The organism is Rhizobium zaerense (assembly GCF_051810725.1).
Taxonomy (GTDB): domain Bacteria; phylum Pseudomonadota; class Alphaproteobacteria; order Rhizobiales; family Rhizobiaceae; genus Rhizobium; species Rhizobium leguminosarum_I.
In genome coordinates this window covers 4,675,788-4,694,698 of sequence record NZ_CM132690.1, presented here as the reverse complement: position 1 = coordinate 4,694,698, position 18,911 = coordinate 4,675,788, and the positions used below count along the sequence as shown (strand labels likewise).

Annotated in this window: 16 protein-coding genes; 10 read left to right on the top strand and 6 right to left on the bottom strand. The window is 61.2% G+C overall.

Features of this window, described 5'->3' with window-relative positions; genetic code table 11:
- Positions 1-90 precede the first annotated feature (90 nt).
- A complete protein-coding gene (gene folD, locus ACS4RR_RS23170; protein ID WP_456189463.1) occupies positions 91-990 on the top strand; it encodes a bifunctional methylenetetrahydrofolate dehydrogenase/methenyltetrahydrofolate cyclohydrolase FolD in 900 nt (299 codons plus the stop codon).
- Between the two features lie 113 nt (positions 991-1,103).
- Here folD and ACS4RR_RS23165 read toward each other — a convergent pair whose 3' ends face one another.
- Positions 1,104-2,129 (bottom strand): LacI family DNA-binding transcriptional regulator, encoded by a 1,026-nt coding sequence (locus ACS4RR_RS23165; protein ID WP_260110093.1) that lies wholly within the window; start codon positions 2,127-2,129, stop codon positions 1,104-1,106.
- A gap of 295 nt (positions 2,130-2,424) precedes the next feature.
- Here ACS4RR_RS23165 and ACS4RR_RS23160 point away from each other — a divergent pair, with 295 nt between their 5' ends.
- The 6 genes from ACS4RR_RS23160 to ACS4RR_RS23135 all read left to right on the top strand — a co-directional run bounded on the left by ACS4RR_RS23160 (position 2,425) and on the right by ACS4RR_RS23135 (position 9,469).
- Entirely contained in the window at positions 2,425-3,786 is a 1,362-nt protein-coding gene (locus ACS4RR_RS23160; RefSeq protein ID WP_017967063.1) for an ABC transporter substrate-binding protein, read from the top strand.
- A 186-nt stretch (positions 3,787-3,972) separates the two neighbouring features.
- Positions 3,973-4,986 carry a carbohydrate ABC transporter permease gene (locus ACS4RR_RS23155; protein ID WP_162117808.1) on the top strand — a complete coding sequence of 338 codons (1,014 nt, stop codon included), beginning with the start codon at positions 3,973-3,975 and terminating at the stop codon, positions 4,984-4,986.
- Between the two features lies 1 nt (position 4,987).
- The gene (locus ACS4RR_RS23150; RefSeq protein ID WP_456189462.1) at positions 4,988-6,151 is read left to right on the top strand and encodes a carbohydrate ABC transporter permease; all 1,164 of its coding nucleotides are present in this window, start codon (positions 4,988-4,990) and stop codon (positions 6,149-6,151) included.
- A 34-nt stretch (positions 6,152-6,185) separates the two neighbouring features.
- Entirely contained in the window at positions 6,186-7,838 is a 1,653-nt protein-coding gene (bglA, locus tag ACS4RR_RS23145) for a beta-galactosidase BglA (protein ID WP_222280800.1), read from the top strand.
- A 12-nt stretch (positions 7,839-7,850) separates the two neighbouring features.
- Positions 7,851-8,939 (top strand): ABC transporter ATP-binding protein, encoded by a 1,089-nt coding sequence (locus tag ACS4RR_RS23140; protein ID WP_456189461.1) that lies wholly within the window; start codon positions 7,851-7,853, stop codon positions 8,937-8,939.
- 176 nt (positions 8,940-9,115) lie between these two features.
- On the top strand, positions 9,116-9,469 hold the full coding sequence (locus ACS4RR_RS23135) for a hypothetical protein (RefSeq protein ID WP_018445791.1): 354 nt from the start codon (positions 9,116-9,118) through the stop codon (positions 9,467-9,469).
- A 101-nt stretch (positions 9,470-9,570) separates the two neighbouring features.
- Here the strand turns inward: ACS4RR_RS23135 and edd are convergent, their stop codons facing one another.
- The 5 genes from edd to ACS4RR_RS23110 all read right to left on the bottom strand — a co-directional run bounded on the left by edd (position 9,571) and on the right by ACS4RR_RS23110 (position 16,535).
- Entirely contained in the window at positions 9,571-11,394 is a 1,824-nt protein-coding gene (gene edd / locus ACS4RR_RS23130; protein WP_456189460.1) for a phosphogluconate dehydratase, read from the bottom strand.
- Positions 11,395-11,471: 77 nt separating this feature from the next.
- Positions 11,472-12,170, bottom strand: a complete 699-nt coding sequence (pgl, locus tag ACS4RR_RS23125; protein WP_162117804.1) for a 6-phosphogluconolactonase — start codon at positions 12,168-12,170, stop codon at positions 11,472-11,474.
- 10 nt (positions 12,171-12,180) lie between these two features.
- On the bottom strand, positions 12,181-13,656 hold the full coding sequence (gene zwf, locus ACS4RR_RS23120) for a glucose-6-phosphate dehydrogenase (RefSeq protein WP_170276750.1): 1,476 nt from the start codon (positions 13,654-13,656) through the stop codon (positions 12,181-12,183).
- Positions 13,657-13,790: 134 nt separating this feature from the next.
- On the bottom strand, positions 13,791-15,089 hold the full coding sequence (locus tag ACS4RR_RS23115) for an NAD(P)/FAD-dependent oxidoreductase (RefSeq protein WP_456189459.1): 1,299 nt from the start codon (positions 15,087-15,089) through the stop codon (positions 13,791-13,793).
- A 9-nt stretch (positions 15,090-15,098) separates the two neighbouring features.
- A complete protein-coding gene (locus ACS4RR_RS23110; RefSeq protein WP_260110099.1) occupies positions 15,099-16,535 on the bottom strand; it encodes a glutamine synthetase family protein in 1,437 nt (478 codons plus the stop codon).
- An 88-nt stretch (positions 16,536-16,623) separates the two neighbouring features.
- Between ACS4RR_RS23110 and ACS4RR_RS23105 the strand changes: the two genes are divergently transcribed.
- The 3 genes from ACS4RR_RS23105 (at position 16,624) to ACS4RR_RS23095 (ending at position 18,615) form a co-directional block, all read left to right on the top strand.
- The gene (locus ACS4RR_RS23105) at positions 16,624-17,844 is read left to right on the top strand and encodes a BaiN/RdsA family NAD(P)/FAD-dependent oxidoreductase (RefSeq protein ID WP_456189458.1); all 1,221 of its coding nucleotides are present in this window, start codon (positions 16,624-16,626) and stop codon (positions 17,842-17,844) included.
- 93 nt (positions 17,845-17,937) lie between these two features.
- Entirely contained in the window at positions 17,938-18,252 is a 315-nt protein-coding gene (locus tag ACS4RR_RS23100) for a hypothetical protein (RefSeq protein WP_222294958.1), read from the top strand.
- A 219-nt stretch (positions 18,253-18,471) separates the two neighbouring features.
- Complete coding sequence (locus ACS4RR_RS23095) at positions 18,472-18,615, top strand: hypothetical protein (RefSeq protein WP_260110101.1); 144 nt, start codon at positions 18,472-18,474, stop codon at positions 18,613-18,615.
- Positions 18,616-18,911: the final 296 nt, after the last annotated feature.

Here is an 18,911-nt window from a genome sequence, read left to right as displayed (position 1 = left end):
ATTGCTGCTTTCCGACAGGATAGGGCGTTAGCGAGCATTTGAAGCTCGTCAACTATCCATAGATTGACGCGAAACAGGGCGGAGAGACGCGTGACGACAGTAATCGACGGCAAGAACGTAGCTGCATCGGTCATTCAGACGGTCAAGAGTGCGACGGCAGCGTTGGAAAAAAGTACCGGCGTCACCACCGGCCTTGCTGTCGTCATCGTCGGCGACGATCCGGCAAGCCACGCCTATGTCGGCTCCAAGGGCCGCATGGCCAAGGAGTGCGGCTTCAAGTCCGTTCAGCACACGCTGCCGGCCGAAACGAAGCAGGAGGAGTTGGCAGCCCTTGTCGCCACCCTCAACGCCGATCCGTCGATCCACGGCATTCTGGTGCAGTTGCCCTTGCCGAAGCCGCTCGACAGCGAGGCGATCATCCAGTCGATCCTGCCGGAAAAGGATGTCGACGGCCTGAGCGTCGTCAATGCCGGCAAGCTCGTCACTGGCGACCTGAAGACCGGGCTGGTCTCCTGCACCCCGGCCGGCGCCATGGTGTTCGTCCGCCGCACCCACGGCGAGGATCTCTCCGGCCTCAACGCCGTCGTCATCGGCCGCTCCAACCTGTTCGGCAAGCCGATGGCGCAATTGCTGCTCAACGCCAATGCGACGGTGACGATCGCGCATTCCAGGACCAGGAATCTCGCCGAGGTCTGCCGCAACGCCGATATCCTGGTGGCAGCCGTCGGCCGGCCGGAGATGGTCAGGGCCGATTGGGTCAAGCCCGGTGCGACGGTCATCGACGTCGGCATCAATCGGGTGGCAGCCCCCGAAAGAGGCGAGGGCAAGACCCGGCTCGTCGGCGATGTCGCCTTCGAGGAGGTCTCGGCGGTCGCCAGCACCATCACCCCGGTTCCCGGCGGCGTCGGACCGATGACCATCGCCATGCTGATGGCCAACACGGTTATCGCCGCCCACCGCACTGCAGGGCAGACACCGCCACAGTTTTGATGAGAGCATGATGCCGAAAAGTGTGAGCGGTTTTCGGACGACATCATGCTCTAACTATATGATGTAGAGCAGGATTCGGATTTTAGTCCGATCCGGCCTAAAATCATCCTGTTCTAGGCCTGGGGAACAGGGCCGGTCGAAGCCCTGACGATCAGCTCGGTCTTCCAGAGCTCCTGGTCGGGGAAGGGGCCGGCCTGCTTCACGGTGCCGATCAGCCGCTGCGCGATGCGCACACCCGCCGCCCGCAATGAAGAGCGCGTCGTCGTCAGCGGCACGGAAAAGCTTTCCGGTTTCAGCAGCGGCAGCACGTCGTCATGAGCGATCAGCGAGATATCCTCGCCCAGCCGCAATCCGGCCTGGTTGACCGCGCGGATCGCGCCGAGCGCCAGCACCGTACTGGAACAGAGGATCGCTGTTGGCCGCTCCGGCAATTGCAGAAAATGTTCCATCGCCAGCAGGCCTCGCTCGTCCGTCATCAGCGCGTGGCTCATGCAACCCTCCGCGAGCGCGAGCCCGCGTTCGGCAAGGGCTGATATGACGCCGTTCTTCCTGCGGATGGCGAAATCGAGATGCATCGGTCCGTTCATTAGCGCAAAGCGGGTATGGCCGAGCTGCAGCAAGAGCCGCGTCGCATCGTAGAAGGCGCCTTCATTGTCGATGTCGAGATAGGGATAGTCCGGCTCCGAACCGAAGGAGCGGCCGTGCACGACATAGGGCATCGACAGTGATTTCAGCATCGCGAGCCGCGGGTCGTGGCCGCGCATATAGGCGACGAACAGAGCATCGACATTGCCGCTGATCGCAAGGCGGCGAAGGGCCGCTACCTCGTCATCCGGGTCGGCCGGCATGATGACGAAGTGGAAATCGTGGCGGACGGCCTCTTCGCCGAGCCCGGCCAGGAATTCACCGAAATGCACGTCGGACTGGTGGCCGGGCGCCGTCGGCATGACGAGGCCGATCGAGCCTGCCTTGCCGGTCGCAAGCCGCTGCGCTGCCTTGTTCGGCCGGTAGCCCGTCTCCTTGACAGCCTGGAGCACACGCTCCCGGGTCGCCTCGTTGACCTCGGGATAGCCGTTCAGCGCTCGGCTCACCGTCGTCTGCGACAGTCCCAGCAATTCCGATAGCTGTTTGAGATTCACCTGCTATGCTTCCTCCCGGCCCGCCTGTCAGCCGTCCTGAAAAGGCCTGTCGCCTCCCAGTGGCATCCAAAGCGCTTTCAATTATGTATCATCTGGCGCGCTTGACTCAAGAAAAATCGCTCCATATTTCCCGATAGGCATTGCTGCGCCGCGATATCCAGCATGTATACGGCGGGTTTTCGCGAATTGACTTGACTCCATTCCACCGACAGTGGAATGAGTTGGGTGTCAAAGCGCTTTGAAATTTCTTTTGGAGGGAATTCGGCGCGGGGGATTGTGATGGGAGGTTGATCACATGAAAAAGTCATTTTTGATGGGCGTTGCCGTGGCAGCGCTTTTTGCCGGTGCTGCGTCCGCGGCCGATTTGAAATTTGCCCCGGGACAGGATTCCAAGTTCAACTGGAAGAGCTATGACGAGTTCAAGGCTGCTCATGCCGATCTGAAGGGTCAGCCGCTGACGATCTTCGGGCCGTGGCGCGGCGAGGACGAGGCGTTCTTCCTGAGCGTTCTTGCCTATTTCACCGAAGCCACCGGCATCGATGCCAAATACTCCTCTTCCGAAAACTACGAACAGCAGATCGTCATCGATACGCAGGCAGGCTCGCCCCCGAACATTGCCGTTCTGCCGCAGCCGGGCCTGCTGGCCGATCTCGCCAGCAAGGGCTTCCTGACACCGCTCGGCGATGACAACTCCAAGTGGATCAAGGACAATTACGGCGCCGGCGACAGCTGGGTCGGTTACGGCACCTACAAGGGCAAGGACGGCAAGGAAGCCTTCTACGCCTTCCCTTACAAGGCCGACGTAAAGTCGCTGGTCTGGTATGTTCCGGAGAACTTCGAGGAAGCCGGCTACAAGATCCCGACGACCATGGAAGAACTGCATGCCCTGACCGATCAGATCGTCAAGGATGGCGGCGTTCCCTGGTGCATCGGTCTCGGTTCCGGCGGCGCCACCGGCTGGCCGGCGACCGACTGGGTCGAGGACATCATGCTGCGCATGCAGCCGCCGGAAGCCTACGACAAGTGGACGACCAACGAGTTGAAGTTCACCGATCCGGCCGTCGTCGCCGCGATCGACGAGTTCGGCAAATTCGCCAAGAACGCGAAATACGTCGATGGCGGCGTCGCGGCCGTGGCCTCGACCGATTTCCGCGACAGCCCGAAGGGCCTCTTCGCGGTTCCGCCGAAGTGCTACATGCACCATCAGGCCTCGTTCATCCCGTCCTTCTTCCCTGAGGGTACGAAGCTCGGCCAGGATGCCGACTTCTTCTACATGCCGACCTTTGCTTCGCATCCCGAACTCGGCAAGCCGGTTCTCGGCGCCGGCACGCTCGTTTCGATCGCCAAGGACTCGAAGACGGCCCGCGCCTTCATCGACTTCCTGAAGACCCCGATCGCCCATGAGGTCTGGATGGCGCAGTCGAGCTTCCTGACGCCGTATAAGGGCGTCAGCACCGAGGCCTATGCCAACCCGCAGATGAAGAAGGAAGGCGAGATCCTGACCTCCGCCACCACCTTCCGCTTCGACGGTTCCGACCTGATGCCGGGCAAGATCGGCGCCGGCGCCTTCTGGACCGGCATGGTCGATTTCGTCGGCGGCAAGTCGGCCGAAGAATCTGCAGGCGAAATCCAGAGCGCCTGGGACGGCATCAAGTAATCCTCAAAATTATGCCGCCGGCTTGCCGGCGGCATGGCTTGCATGACTGGCCGGGCTCGCAAAGAGCCCGGCCATCGCAGGATATATTGTGATTGGGCAATACAAATAGATTGACGATGACCGGCGTTGACCCGTCAGAATAACAACCGGTCGGATTAAGATCAGGGGAAGCAGGGGAGGGACGAAATGCTGTCGCAGATAGTGTCCGCTTTGGGCGTCGTGGTCGTCGCCGTTGTCGCGTGCTCGGCCTATTTCTATTTTTCGAACAAGATCCTGGACCTCGCTCTGCCGGTGAAGGACGGCGACATCCGCGCCGCATCCCGCAATCTCAACCGCCGTGCACTCGTCCGGCCGTGGCTGTTCATTGGTCCGGCGCTCTTCCTGCTGATCGTCTATCTCGTCTATCCCGTCGTTGCGACCTTCATCCTCTCCTTCTACGACCGTGCCGGTCTGCAGTTCGTCGGCCTTGCCAATTACAAATGGGCGCTCGGCGACCGCGAATTCCGCCAGTCGATCTTCAACAACATCCTCTGGCTTGCCGTGGTGCCGGCCGCCTGCACCTTTTTCGGCCTCGTCATCGCCGTAATGACCGATCGCATCTGGTGGGGCAATATCGCCAAGAGCATCGTCTTCATGCCGATGGCGATCTCCTTCGTCGGCGCCTCGGTCATCTGGAAATTCATCTACGAATATCGCGGCGGCAACGACGTCCAGATCGGCCTGCTGAACGCCATCGTCCAGACGTTCGGCGGCACACCTGAGGTCTGGATCTCGGTTCCCTTCTGGAACAACTTCTTCCTGATGATCATCCTGATCTGGATCCAGACCGGTTTCGCCATGGTCATCCTGTCGGCTGCCCTTCGCGGCATTCCCGAGGAGACGATAGAGGCCGCCGTCATCGACGGCGCCAATGGCTGGCAGATCTTCTGGCGCATCATGGTGCCGCAGATCTGGGGCTCCATCGCGGTCGTCTGGACGACGATCACCATCCTCGTCCTCAAGGTCTTCGATATCGTGCTGACCATGACCAACGGCCAGTGGCAGACGATGGTGCTGGCGAATTTGATGTTCAACTGGCTGTTTCGCGGCGGCGGCGATTCCGGCCGAAGCGCCGTCATTGCCATCATCATCATGCTCGCCGTCACGCCGATCATGGTCTGGAATGTGCGGCGCGCCAATCGCGAACTGAAGGGCCACTGAGATGACCGCTGTTGGAAGCTATTTCAAGATCGGCCCCGCCCGTCTCTTCGTTCATGCCGCCGTTCTGCTCATCGTCATCGTCTGGCTGATCCCGACGCTCAGGATCTTTGTCAGCGCGCTGCGCGACAAGGACCAGATCGTCGTCTCCGGCTGGTGGACGGCCTTCGTCGGCTCGACGCAGACCGTCGCCGTGCGCTTGGGCACGCCGGACCAGCAACGGCAGGAAGGCGCCAATTACGTCATCACAGGCAACGTGCTGGAGGGACAGACCGGCCGCTCGGTGAAGGCTTTCGGCAACCGGGTGCAGCAGCCGGCCGCTTTCGACGCCGGCATGACGGCCGATCTCGGCGATGGCGAAAGCCTGCAGATCAACAGCGACGGCAGTTATCGCTATATGAAGAACGTCGCCTTCTCGCCCGACGAACGCCCGCGGCGCATCTATGCATCCGTCTCCGCACCGCCGGAATTCACGATGCAGAACTATAAAACGGTTCTGACCGGCGAGGGCATCGGTCAGTCCTTCATCAACTCCCTGACTGTGACGATCCCAGCGACGATCATTCCGATCCTGATCGCCGCTTTCGCAGCCTATGCGCTCAGCTGGATGGAGTTTCCCGGCCGCGGGCTGCTGATTGCCCTCGTCGTCGGCCTCATCGTCGTGCCGCTGCAGATGTCGCTGATCCCGCTGCTGCGCCTCTACAACGAGATCGGCAACCTGCTCGGCCAGCCGTCCAAGACCTATCCCGGCATCTGGATGGCCCATACCGCCTTCGGCATGCCGCTCGCCATCTACCTCCTGCGGGCCTATATCGCCGGCCTGCCGAAGGAGATCATCGAATCCGCCCGCGTCGACGGCGCCAGCGACTTCGAGATCTTCGTCCGCATCGTATTGCCTCTGTCCTTTCCGGCACTCGCCTCCTTCGCCATCTTCCAGTTCCTGTGGGTGTGGAACGACCTGCTCGTCGCCATGGTCTTCCTCGGCACCGACAAGGACCACCTCGTGCTGACCGGCAGCCTCAACGCGCTGCTTGGCTCACGCGGCGGCAATTGGGAGATTTTGACGGCGTCGGCCTTCGTCACCATCATCGTGCCGCTGCTCGTCTTCTTTGGGCTGCAGCGTTATCTGGTGCGTGGCCTGCTGGCGGGCTCGGTTAAAGGGGGCTGACCATTTCCGAACGTGACTTCAAACAGGATATTCCATGAACGTGGCTTCCCTATCGATTTCGACCCCCGACAAGGACTGGTGGCGTGGCGCGGTGATCTATCAGATCTACCCGCGCTCCTACCAGGATTCGAACGGTGACGGCATCGGCGACCTGAAGGGCATCACCGCCCGCCTGCCGCATGTGGCAAGCCTTGGCGTCGATGCCATCTGGATCTCGCCCTTCTTCACCTCGCCGATGCGCGATTTCGGTTATGACGTTTCCGACTACGAGAATGTCGATTCGATCTTCGGCACGCTGGTGGATTTCGACACGATGATATCAGAGGCCCATCGTCTCGGCATCCGGGTGATGATCGACCTCGTCATCTCCCACAGCTCGGATCAGCATCCCTGGTTCGTACAAAGCCGCTCGAGCAAGTCCAACGCCAAGGCCGATTGGTATGTCTGGGCCGACGCCAAGCCGGATGGCACGCCGCCGAACAACTGGCTGTCGATCTTCGGCGGCTCGGCATGGGCGTGGGATCCGACGCGTATGCAATATTACTTGCACAACTTCCTGACCTCGCAGCCGGACATGAACCTGCATAATCCTGAGGTGCAGGACCGTCTGCTTGATGTCGTCCGCTTCTGGCTCAACCGCGGCGTCGACGGCTTCCGCCTCGACACCATCAACTTCTATTTCCACGATACGCAACTGCGCGACAATCCGGCGCTTGCGCCTGAGCGCCGCAACGCTTCGACGGCGCCGGCGGTCAATCCCTATAATTTCCAGGAGCATATCTACGACAAGAACCGGCCGGAGAACCTTGCCTTCCTGAAGCGCTTCCGCGCCGTTCTCGAAGAATTCCCGGCAATTGCCGCCGTCGGCGAAGTCGGCGACAGCCAGCGCGGCCTTGAAATCGTCGGCGAATACACCTCCGGCAACGACAAGATGCACATGTGCTACGCCTTCGAGTTCCTGGCGCCCGATCCGCTGACGGCCGAGCGCGTCGAAGAGGTGATGCAAGATTTCGAAGCCGCCGCACCCGATGGCTGGGCCTGCTGGGCCTTCTCCAATCACGACGTTATGCGCCACGTCAGCCGCTGGGGCGGGCTGGTCGCCGATCACGATGCCTTCGCCAAGCTCTATGCCTCGTTGTTGATGACGCTGCGCGGCTCGGTCTGCCTCTATCAGGGTGAGGAGTTGGCGCTGACCGAGGCCGATCTCGCCTATCAGGATCTGCAGGATCCCTATGGCATCCAGTTCTGGCCGGAATTCAAGGGCCGCGACGGCTGCCGCACGCCGATGGTCTGGGACAGCCAGGTCGCCCAGGGCGGCTTCTCCACAGTCAAGCCCTGGCTGCCGGTGCCGGTCGAGCATATCCTGCGCGCCGTGAGCGTCCAGCAGGGCGACGAAGCCTCGGTGTTGGAGCACTATCGCCGCTTCATCGCCTTCCGCAAGCTGCATCCCGCTTTTGCCAAGGGCGAGATCGAATTCGAAGAGCCGCAGGGAGATAGCCTGGTCTTTACCCGTGAATACGGCAACGAGAAGCTGCTCTGCATATTCAACATGAGCCCGGCCGAGGCCGGCGTCGCCTTGCCGGCGGGAGAATGGCAGGCATTGACGGGGCACGGCTTTACCAGCAACAACTATGGCGACAAGATCGATATTCCGGCCTGGGGGGCGTATTTCGCCCGTCTCGCCTAAGGGGAGAGAGAAATGACTGGACTGACGCTGAAGGATATCCGCAAATCCTACGGTTCCGTGGACGTTCTCCATGGTATCGACCTCGATATCAAGCAGGGCGAATTCATCGTCTTCGTCGGTCCATCCGGCTGTGGCAAGTCAACGCTTCTGCGCATGATCGCCGGTCTCGAGGCGATCACCGGCGGTGAGATGTATATCGACGGCCATCTCGTCAATGACGTGCCGCCTTCCAAGCGCGGCATCGCCATGGTCTTCCAATCCTATGCGCTCTACCCGCATATGACCGTGTTCGATAACATGGCTTTCGGCATGAAGATCGCCGGCGAAAGCCGCCAGGAGATCGACCGCCGCGTCCGGGCGGCGGCCGAGAGCCTGCAGTTGACCAATTATCTCGATCGCCTGCCAAAGGCACTTTCCGGCGGCCAGCGCCAGCGCGTGGCGATCGGCCGCGCCATCTGCCGCGATCCAAAGGTCTTTCTGTTCGACGAGCCACTGTCCAACCTCGATGCCGCGCTGCGCGTCGCGACCCGCATCGAGATTGCCCGCCTGAACGAACAGATGGCCGACACGACGATGATCTACGTCACCCACGATCAGGTCGAGGCGATGACGCTTGCCGACCGTATCGTCGTGCTCTCCGCCGGCAATATCGAGCAGGTCGGCGCGCCGCTGGACCTCTACGAGCGCCCGGCAAACCTCTTCGTCGCGAAATTCATCGGCTCGCCGGCCATGAACATCATTCCGGCGACGGTCGCCGGAACCGGAAGCCAGACGACGGTGACGCTGACCGGCGGCATGTCGGTGACCCTCGATGTGGCGACCGACGCGTCGGAAACCGGCAAGCAGGCAAGCTTCGGCGTCCGTCCGGAGGATCTCCGGATTGCCGATGGCGCCGGCTACCTTTTCGAAGGTGAAGTGTCGATCGTCGAAGCGCTCGGCGAAGTGACGTTGCTTTATATCGAGGGCCTGGTCCCGGGCGAGCCGATCGTCGTCAAGCTGCCCGGCATCTATGATGTGAAGAAGGGACAGAGGATGCGGTTTGCCGCCGACAGGCAGAAGTTGCATCTGTTTGACGCAACCGGCCATACCTACCGGAAGTGAGGCGGCCATTTTTGGGGTGATGGTCGCAAGAATTGTGCGGGAAGGGCCGAATTCTCACTTTCTGTTAAAGATCGGCTGCTACCTTTTCCTCGTCAATTTATGAGGGGGATAAGCACGTGGCCGCTTCCAATCCGTCACAGCCAAAATCTCATTTCCTGAGCAAGGAAGAATCCTTCATGTATGACCGCGAGGCGCGGTTCAAGATGGAGGACACCATGAACGCCGCGCGCATCGAATATACGGAAAAGGGCGTCATGCACGCGGCTTCGCGCCGCTGCGACATTGTCCGTATTTCGATGAGCAGCGCGACGCTCGCGATCCTGACCCAGTTCAGCCTGCCGAAGCAGTTCTATCTGGATATTCCGGATGCCCGCATCACCAAGGTCGGCTGCCTGCTGATGAAGGTCAACGCCAACAATACGATCGACGTCCGCTTCCTGCGCCTGCTGACGCAGAAGGAGCTGAACAAGATCTTCGTCTACAGCACCCATCCGGCGCATCGCGACTACGTTCTCGATATTCGAGCCTGAAGCCGCCCGTCCGCCAGGACGCGGCACCATCACTGGATTGAAAACAAGAACCCGCGGGGGCTTGGAGCTCCCCGCGGGTTTTTTTGCCAGAAGCCACCCGCTCAGTGGTGGAAGAGCACGCTCGCACCCTGGTCCGAAGGTCCAACGGCGCGGCGGAACGGGGCGAAGAGTTCGCGGCCCATGCCGAATTCATTGTCGGAGAGATCGACAGTCACCGGCTCGCGCTCGGCCATGTCAGCTGCATCGACGAGCAGCTCGAGCGTGCCCTTGACCGCGTCCAGGCGAATGATGTCGCCCTCGCGGATGCGGGCGATCGGACCGCCGTCAACCGCTTCCGGCGTGACGTGGATCGCTGCCGGCACCTTGCCGGATGCGCCCGACATGCGCCCGTCGGTGAGGAGCGCCACGCGGAAGCCGCGATCCTGCAACACGCCGAGCGGCGGCGTCAGCTTGTGCAGTTCCGGCATGCCGTTCGCCTTCGGGCCCTGAAAGCGCACGACAGCGATGAAGTCGCGGTTGAGCTTGCCTTCCTTGAAGGCGTCCTGCAGCTCCTGCTGGCTGTGGAAGATGATCGCCGGCGCCTCGATGATGTGGCGCTCCGGCTTGACGGCGGATATCTTGATAACCGCTTTGCCGAGATTGCCGCGCAGCATCTTCAGCCCGCCATTGGCCTGGAACGGTGTCTCGATGCTGGAGAGCACTTTGGGATCGACGCTTTTTTCCGGCGACGGCTCGCGCAGGACGGCGCCGTTTTCGCCGAGACGGGCGTCGACCGTATAGGCTTGGAGGCCCTGGCCAAAGACGGTGCGCACGTCGTCATGCACCAGTCCGTGCTTCAAGAGTTCCTTGATGAGGAAACCCATGCCGCCGGCCGCCTGGAAATGGTTCACGTCGGCAAGCCCGTTCGGATAGACGCGGGCAAGCAGCGGGACGATTTCCGAAAGCTCGGCAATGTCCTGCCAGGTGAGGTGGATGCCGGCCGCCCGTGCCATGGCGACAAGGTGCAGCGTGTGGTTGGTCGAGCCGCCGGTCGCATGCAGGCCGACGACGCCGTTGACGACCGAGCGCTCGTCAATCATCTCGCCCGCCGGCGTGAATTCGTTGCCGAGCGCGGTGATCGCCAGCGCCCGCTTGGCGGCTTCGCGCGTCAGCGCTTCACGCAATGGCGTGCCAGGATTGATGAAGGACGAGCCGGGCATGTGGAAGCCCATGATCTCCATCAGCATCTGGTTGGAATTGGCGGTGCCGTAGAAGGTGCAGGTGCCGGGGCCGTGATAGGATTTCGATTCCGCCTCCAGCAGTTCGGCGCGTCCGACCTTGCCCTCGGCGAAGAGCTGGCGCACGCGCGACTTCTCGTCGTTCGGCAGCCCTGTCGTCATCGGACCGGCCGGAACGAAGATCGACGGCAGATGCCCGAAGGACAGGGCCGCGATCACCAGGCCGGGCACGATCTTGTCACAGACGCCGAGGAAGAGGGCGGCATCGAACATGTTGTGCGACAGGCCGACGCCCGCCGACATCGCGATCAGGTCGCGCGAGAACAGCGAGAGCTCCATGCCCGGCTGTCCTTGGGTGACGCCGTCGCACATCGCCGGCACTCCGCCGGCCACCTGCGCCACGCCGCCAGCCCGGGCGGCAGCCTCACGGATGATCGCCGGATAGGTCTCGAACGGCTGGTGGGCCGAGAGCATGTCGTTATAGGCGGTAATGATGCCGAGATTGGGAATGCGGTCGCCAGCGAGCGCATCCTTGTCGGCGGGGGAACAGACCGCGAAGCCATGGGCAAGATTGGCGCAGCCAAGCACGGAGCGCTGCACGCCCTGCGAGGCGGCGGCGCGCAGGCGTTCCAGGTAGCGCTCGCGGCTCGGCTTCGAGCGTTCGACGATACGATCGGTGATTACAGAAATGCGTGCGTGAGCGGACATGGAAAATCCCTGCCTTGTTCGTTGTCTCTATCTGTTTCGGCGGCTCTGGCCTGAATCTCAATCCGGATGACGGCGGATCAGGGAGCCCAATAGACCTCGACCGGGGAAGTGGCCCGGCGCAGAATGGCGCGGATCGGCATTTCTGCCTCGTCACCGCTGCCTTCCGCCTTGGCGAGAACGTCTTTTTTGCCTTCGCCCTCGATATGGAGAACCAGGAGTGCGGCATCCTCAAGACTGGAGAAGGTGAAGGTCAGGCGCGGCTCGCCGGCTCCTTCCGCTTCCATGGTGATGATGCCGCGCGGCGTGGATGCATCGAGCGCCTTGGCAAGATTGCTGCCGCCAGGAAAGAACGAGGCGGTGTGTCCATCGCCACCCATGCCGAGGATGACGATGTCGAAGGGGATGCCGATCTCGGCGCTTTTTGCCGTCGCAAGTCTTGCAGCTTCCTCGACGGATGGTGCCGGCTGGTACAGCGGCACGAAGCGCGCCGCCTTTGCCTTGTTTTGAAGAAGATTGGCGTCGACCAGCAGATGGTTCGAGCGCGGATTGTCGGCCGGCACGAAGCGTTCGTCGACAAGCGTGATCGTCACTTTTTCCCAGGCGATGTCGCGTGTCGAAAGCGCCTGGAAGAAGGCCTTCGGTGTGGAGCCGCCGGAAACGGCGATGGACGCTGTTCCGCGGGCGGCAATCGCAGCTGCAAGCGTATCGGCGACCTTGTCGGCGAGACTGCCGGCGAGGTCTGCGGCGCTGGCGAAGGAATGCAGGGTCGATGCCATCGATTTCGTCCTAGATCTCGTCATGCCAGGTGCGGCCGTCACGCTCGATCAGCGCGATGGCCTGGCTCGGCCCCCAGGTGCCGGCCGTATAGCCCTGCACCTGCTGGCCGGTCGTTTCCCAACCCTTGAGGATCGGATCCACCCATTTCCATGCGGCTTCGACTTCGTCGCGGCGCATGAACAATGTCTGGTTGGAGCGGATCACGTCCATCAGCAGGCGCTCGTAGGCATCGGGATTGCGGACGTTGAAGGCCTGGGCGAAGCTCATGTCGAGCGAGACATTGCGCAGGCGCATGCCGCCCGGACCCGGATCCTTGATCATCAGCGATTGCTTGACGCCCTCATCTGGCTGCAGGCGGATGATCAGCTGGTTGGCGACGATGCGCCCTGCCGCCTGGTCGAAGATCGCGTGCGGGATCGGCTTGAAGGTGATGACGATCTCCGACATGCGCCCGGTCAGGCGCTTGCCGGTTCTTATATAGAAGGGAACGCCCGCCCAACGCCAGTTGTTGATCTCGGCCTTGATGGCAACGAAGGTCTCGGTGTTCGAGACGCCGCCTTCCAGTTCTTCGAGGTAGCCCTTGACCGGGCCGCTACCCGATGCGCCGGCGCGATACTGGCCGCGCACCGTCGCCTGCTCGACGTTGGAGGCATTGAGCGGCTTCAGCGCGCGCAACACCTTGAGCTTCTCGTCGCGCACGGCTTCCGAATCCATCGACGAGGGCACTTCCATCGCCGTCAGGCAAAGCAGCTGCAGGATGTGGTTCTGCACCATATCGCGCAGTGCGCCCGCCGTGTCGTAATAGCCGGCGCGGCCCTCAAGGCCGACCGATTCAGCTACGGTGATCTGCACGTGGTCGATGTAGTTGGCGTTCCAGAGCGGCTCGTAGAGCGCGTTGGCGAAGCGCAGCGCCATCAGGTTCTGCACCGTCTCCTTGCCGAGATAATGATCGATGCGGAAGATCTGCTCTTCCTTGAAGGCGCGGCCGATCGTGTCGTTGAGCTGCAGCGCCGAGGCGAGGTCGCGGCCGATCGGCTTCTCGACGACGATGCGGGTCGACTTGGTGATCAGCTTATGGTCGTGGATCTTCTGCGAAATGTCGCCGAAAATGCCGGGCGCGACGGCCAGATAGAAGGAGCGCACACGCTCTTTGCCCTCGTCCAGCAGTTTCTTCAGCTGATCCCAGCCGGCATCCGTGCGGGCATCGACCGAGACGTAGTAGAGGCGGGCACAGAACTTCTCCACCTCAGCCTCGTCATATTCCCCCTTCTTCAGGTGCTCCTTCAGCGCGTCCCTGGCGAATTTGCGATATTCCTCATGGGTCAGCGGGCTGCGAGAGGCGCCGATCACGCGGGTCGGTTCCGTAAACTGGCCTTCGATCTGGCGATGATAAAGAGCGGGCAGAAGCTTGCGTTCGGCAAGGTCGCCGCTGCCGCCGAAGACGACATAATCAAAAGGCTCAACGGGAATGATTTGGCTGCTCATGAGCTTGTCTCTCAATCAGGCTGGTTGGCGGCTCTTTTAATCTAATCGATTTAAAAAAGCCAGTGTGCAGTGCAATGAATCTGTCAGGCACCGGTTTTAGAGCGAATTTCCGGAAGAGGAAATCCGCAATCGGACTAAAACTTGTCGCGAAGCGCAAACCACGACAAGGCGAGGAAAAGCAGCGGTGCGCGCATGCGGGATCCGCCGGGAAAGGCGGGAATATCGAGCGACGTGAAGAGGTCGAGATCGCGCGATTTTCCAAGCACCGTTTCCGCATAGAGCTTGCCACAGTAGTTTGACAGCATGACGCCATGGCCGGAATAACCGCCGATCGAGATGACGCCGGGCATGACCTCGCGCACGAAAGGCTGGCGCGGCAGGGTGATGCCGACGCTGCCGCCCCAGGCATGGGTGATCTCGATGTCCTTCAGATCAGGATAGACCTCGGCGATCTGCCGGCGGATGTGCTGCGAAATGTCCCGCGGATTGTCCGACGTATAGGCTTCACGCCCGCCGAACAGCAGGCGTCCGTCGCCGAATTTGCGGAAATAGCGCACGACGAAACGCAGATCGGCCACGGCCTCGCCCCCGGGCAGCACATCGGGATGCCCGTCAAGCGGCGCGGTGGCGCCGATGAAGGAGCGGATAGGCATGACATGGCTTGCCGTTACCGGCTCCAGATTGCCGATATAGCCGTTGCAGGCGATCAGCGCGCGCTCAGCGGTGATCGTTCCCCTTTCGGTTTCGATCGTCACCTTGCCGCCGCCCTGGCGGATCGCCGTCGCCTTGGTGATCTCGAAGATTTCAGCGCCGGCATTGGCAGCAACCCGCGCCAGCCCCACCAGCAGCTTCAGTGGATGAATGTGGCCGGTGCCGACATCGCGCACGCCGCAATGGAAACGCTTCGAGCCGAGCCTCTCCTGCGTTTCCTCCTCGTCCATGAAGCGCAGATGCGGATAGCCGTAGCGTAAGGCGGCGATTTCGGCATTTTCATAGTAGTCGCGCTTGTAGCTCGCCTTGTGTGCGACATTGAGCTGGCCGGGCACATAGTCGATCTCGATCTGGTGCTCGCGGGCGAAATCGATGAGATGGCGTTTGGCCGCCTCGGCAAGGTCGAACAGCGCCTTCGAGCGTTCGTAGCCGATCTTCTCCTCGAGTTCTTCCGGCCACCATCGCTGGCCGGTGCCGAGTTGACCGCCATTGCGCCCGGATGCCCCGTCGCCGAAGCGGCAGGCCTCGATCAGCACCACTGAAACGCCTGCTTTGGCAAGATTATAGGCGGCCTGCAGGCCGGTATAACCGCCGCCGACGATGGCGACGTCGCATGTTCTCGAGCCGTCGAGAGCGGTATAGGTGGGCCGCTCGCCGACCGTTGCCTGATACCAGGACAGCCCGGGCGCGATCGGGCTCTGCCATGTCTCCTGCGATGCCATGATGGTCCCTCACACGTTGAGCAGAAGGAACTCCCGCTCCCAAGGGCTGATCACCTGCATGAAGGTTTCGAACTCGCCGCGCTTGACGCCGGCATAAAGGCCGATGAACTGCTTGCCGAACATCTCCTCGAAGGCGGGTTCGTCCTCGAGCAGCGCCACGGCTTCCAGCAGGCCGCGTGGCAGGTCGATCGAGCCCTCATTGGCCGAATCCTCCGTCGGCGCCGTCGGCTCGATCTCGTTCATGATTCCGAGCAGGCCGGAAGCGAGCGAGGCGGCGAGTGCGAGATAGGGGTTGGCGTCCGAGCTCGGCAGCCGGTTTTCCACGCGCCGCGCTTGCGGATCGGAAACCGGCACGCGGAAAGCCGTCGTCCGGTTGTCGTAGCCCCAGGCATTGTTGACCGGGCAGGACATATCGGGCTGCAGGCGCCGGTAGGAATTCACGTAGGGTGCAAGCATCGCCATCGCGCTTGGCACGAATTTCTGCATGCCGCCGATGAAATGGAAAAATTCCTTCGAGGCCGATCCGTCGGGATTGGAGAAAATGTTCTTGCCGGTCTCGATATCGACCACTGACTGGTGGATATGCATCGCCGAACCCGGCTGGCCCTGCATCGGCTTGGCCATGAAGGTCGCGTAGATGTCGTGTTTCAGCGCCGCCTCGCGGATCGTCCGCTTGAACAGGAATACTTGGTCGGCAAGCTCGATCGGATTGCCGTGGCGCAGGTTGATTTCCATCTGCGCCGGTCCCTCTTCATGGATCAGCGTATCGATCTCCAGCCCCTGCTTCTCCGAAAAGTGATAGACGTCGTCGATCAACTCGTCGAACTCGTTGATGCCGGCGATCGAATAGCCCTGGCCGCCGAGGATCGAGCGGCCGGACCGGCCTTTGGGCGGGTGTAGCGGATAGTCGGGATCGTCGTTCTTGGCGACCAGATAGAATTCGATCTCGGGCGCCACGATCGGTTTCCAGCCGCGCTCGTGATAGAGGTTCATGATGCGTTTCAGCACGTTGCGCGGCGTATAGGGCACTTCGCCGCCATCCGAATCGACGATGTCGCAGATCACCTGCGCCGTCGGGTCGGTTTCCCAGGGCACGACCGAAAGCGTCGAAAGGTCGGGCATCAGCTTCAGGTCGCTGTCGCGCGGCTCATATCGGAAGCTCTCCGTCTCGTCTGGATATTCGCCCGAAATTGTGTGCCGGTAGATCGCTGAAGGCAGCGCCAGCGACGTGTTCGAGGTGAATTTCGAGCTCGGCATCATTTTGCCGCGCGCAACGCCGGCAAGGTCCGGCGTGATGCATTCGATGTCTTCGATGCCCCTGTCCCTCAGCCACCGCGCTGCTTCCTTCCAGTTCGCAACGCCGCGCAGGGATCCGGGTTCCGGGGGAGTTTTCTTCGAGGCGGGTACGTTTCTGGCAGGCTTCAGCGTCGTCTTTTTTGGGGACATGACACACCGGTTTGCGTTGATCGTGGCGCCATCATAACCAGACTTTGCCAATTGGCGAGGGGTTGAGAACGTTGACTTTCGCCCTCTGATGGAAAAAGAAGACGTGATTTTGATCGGGGAAACGGGTTTGCAGCGCAAAAGCGACGTCATCGTCATCGGCGCCGGGGCGGCGGGCATGATGGCGGCCATCCGCGCGGGAAAACGCGGCCGCTCGGTCGTGGTCCTCGACCATGCCAGGGCGCCTGGTGAGAAGATCCGCATTTCAGGCGGCGGCCGCTGCAATTTCACCAATATCCATGCCGGACCAAAGAATTTCCTCTCCGCCAACCCGCATTTCTGCAAGTCGGCGCTCGCCCGTTTCACGCCCGCCGATTTTATCGCCATGGTCGACCGCCATGGCATTGCCTGGCACGAGAAGACGTTAGGCCAGCTTTTCTGCGACGATAGCGCCAAAGACATCATCCGCATGCTGCTGGCTGAGATGCGCATGGCCGGCGTAGTACTGCATCTTGGCACCGAGATATCAGGCGTTGAAAAGACCGAAGCCGGCTTCCGGATATCGACGAGCGAAGGCCATTGTGAAGCATCATCGCTGATCGTCGCCACCGGCGGCAAGTCGATCCCGAAGATGGGCGCCACCGGCTTGGCCTATCGCCTCGCCGAGCAGTTCGGCCTGACCGTGCTCGAAACCCGCCCCGGCCTCGTGCCGCTGACGCTCGATCCCGGCCTGCTGGAGAGCATCGCGCCGCTTGCCGGCATTGCCGCCCCGGCCGAAATCCGTCACGGCAGGACCGCCTTCCGCGAAGCGCTGCTGTTCACCCATCGCGGGCTGAGCGGACCCGCGATCCTGCAGATCTCCTCGCACTGGCGCGAAGGCGACGAGATCGTGGTTGCGATCGAACCGGATATCGACATTGCGGCGCATCTGAAGGCGGCAAAGCAACTCAATGGCCGCCAGTCGCCGCAGACAGCCCTCGGCGACCTCCTGCCGAAGCGGCTGGCACAATTTCTCGTAGAGCGAGAAAAGATCTCCGGCAACATGGCCGACCTGCCTGACAAGGCGCTGCTGCGCCTTGCCGCCGGCGCCCAGAACTGGGCCGTCAAACCGTCCGGCTCGGAAGGTTATCGCACCGCCGAGGTGACGCTCGGCGGTATCGACACGGCAGCGCTCGATTCACGCAGCATGGAGGCAAAAGCCGTGCCCGGCCTTTATTTCATCGGCGAGTGCGTCGACGTCACCGGCTGGCTCGGCGGCTATAATTTCCAATGGGCCTGGGCTTCTGGTTTTGCCGCGGGCGAATGCGTCTAATGCATATCGCCCAAAAAGTACGCAGCGGTTTTGGAATTATTGCATTCGCTAAGGAATACGACATGAGACGCCCTATGGCAGGAAATCAGATCAATGACCTATGCTGCTCTCAAAATCCCCAAGTTCCTTAGTGTGTTGACGGTGTTGGCATCAGGGCTGCTCTCTGGCTGCGCCAGAATGCCACCGGTATTTTCGGATGATGGCGCGACTATTTTATTCAAGGGTGAAAAGTTTAAGTACCGGGCTCCCGGTCAAGCCGAAGTGTCTTGCGAATTTGATGATCAGCGAAAATTGGCAGTTTGTGACAATGGCCTAACCTCTGAGTTGGTGACGGCTGGGCTTCCCTTCCATGGCGTCGTCTTAGTTGAATTCGATGGGCGGCGGTTTAGGCCCGCAGAACATCCCTAAACAATTGTGCGGTCCAGAAGCTGATCACCGCTATTAAGCCACTCCTCAAGACCAGCCGCCGTTTTGGACGGTCACTTAGAAAGCCGATTCAAGACTTCTTAATAGAGGTGCGCCATCCTGTCTCAATTGGCGGTTTGCGAAGCTGTTCCTAAATTAAGCTTTACCGGCAAGCCGTTTTGTTGGATTGTTGTTGTGTCAGAGAGAAGTGAGGTTTCGACCATGAGCAGAAACACACGACGCGCCCGCGCCATCGCAATCGCAGAGGCAAAGCCGAACGCCCGGATGGTCGCCCTGCGTTATCTGATGCTCGCCGCCGGCGCCACCGCCGCCGCCCTCGCGCTGCTGCTCTCGCACTTCATCTGATCCTGTCCGCAGACCTGGAACCAACGTTGCGACATGCCAATTGTCGCACCGCGGCGTCGCGGTTCATAAATTGCAACTATTTCACTGCCTTGGCTTAACCCGCCATAACAGCTTATCCGAAAATTAATATCTAATCTGACACAATTGCTCGCGAATATTTGGGCATCTCCAAGTTGTTTGGACATGAACTGGCAATGACTGCCGCCTGGCCTCCGGGTTCCCCAATGTAAAATAAGAATAGCTCGATGTGCACCCGGCTGGCGCCATGTGGCTGCCTGCGGGAGGAGTGGTGTATG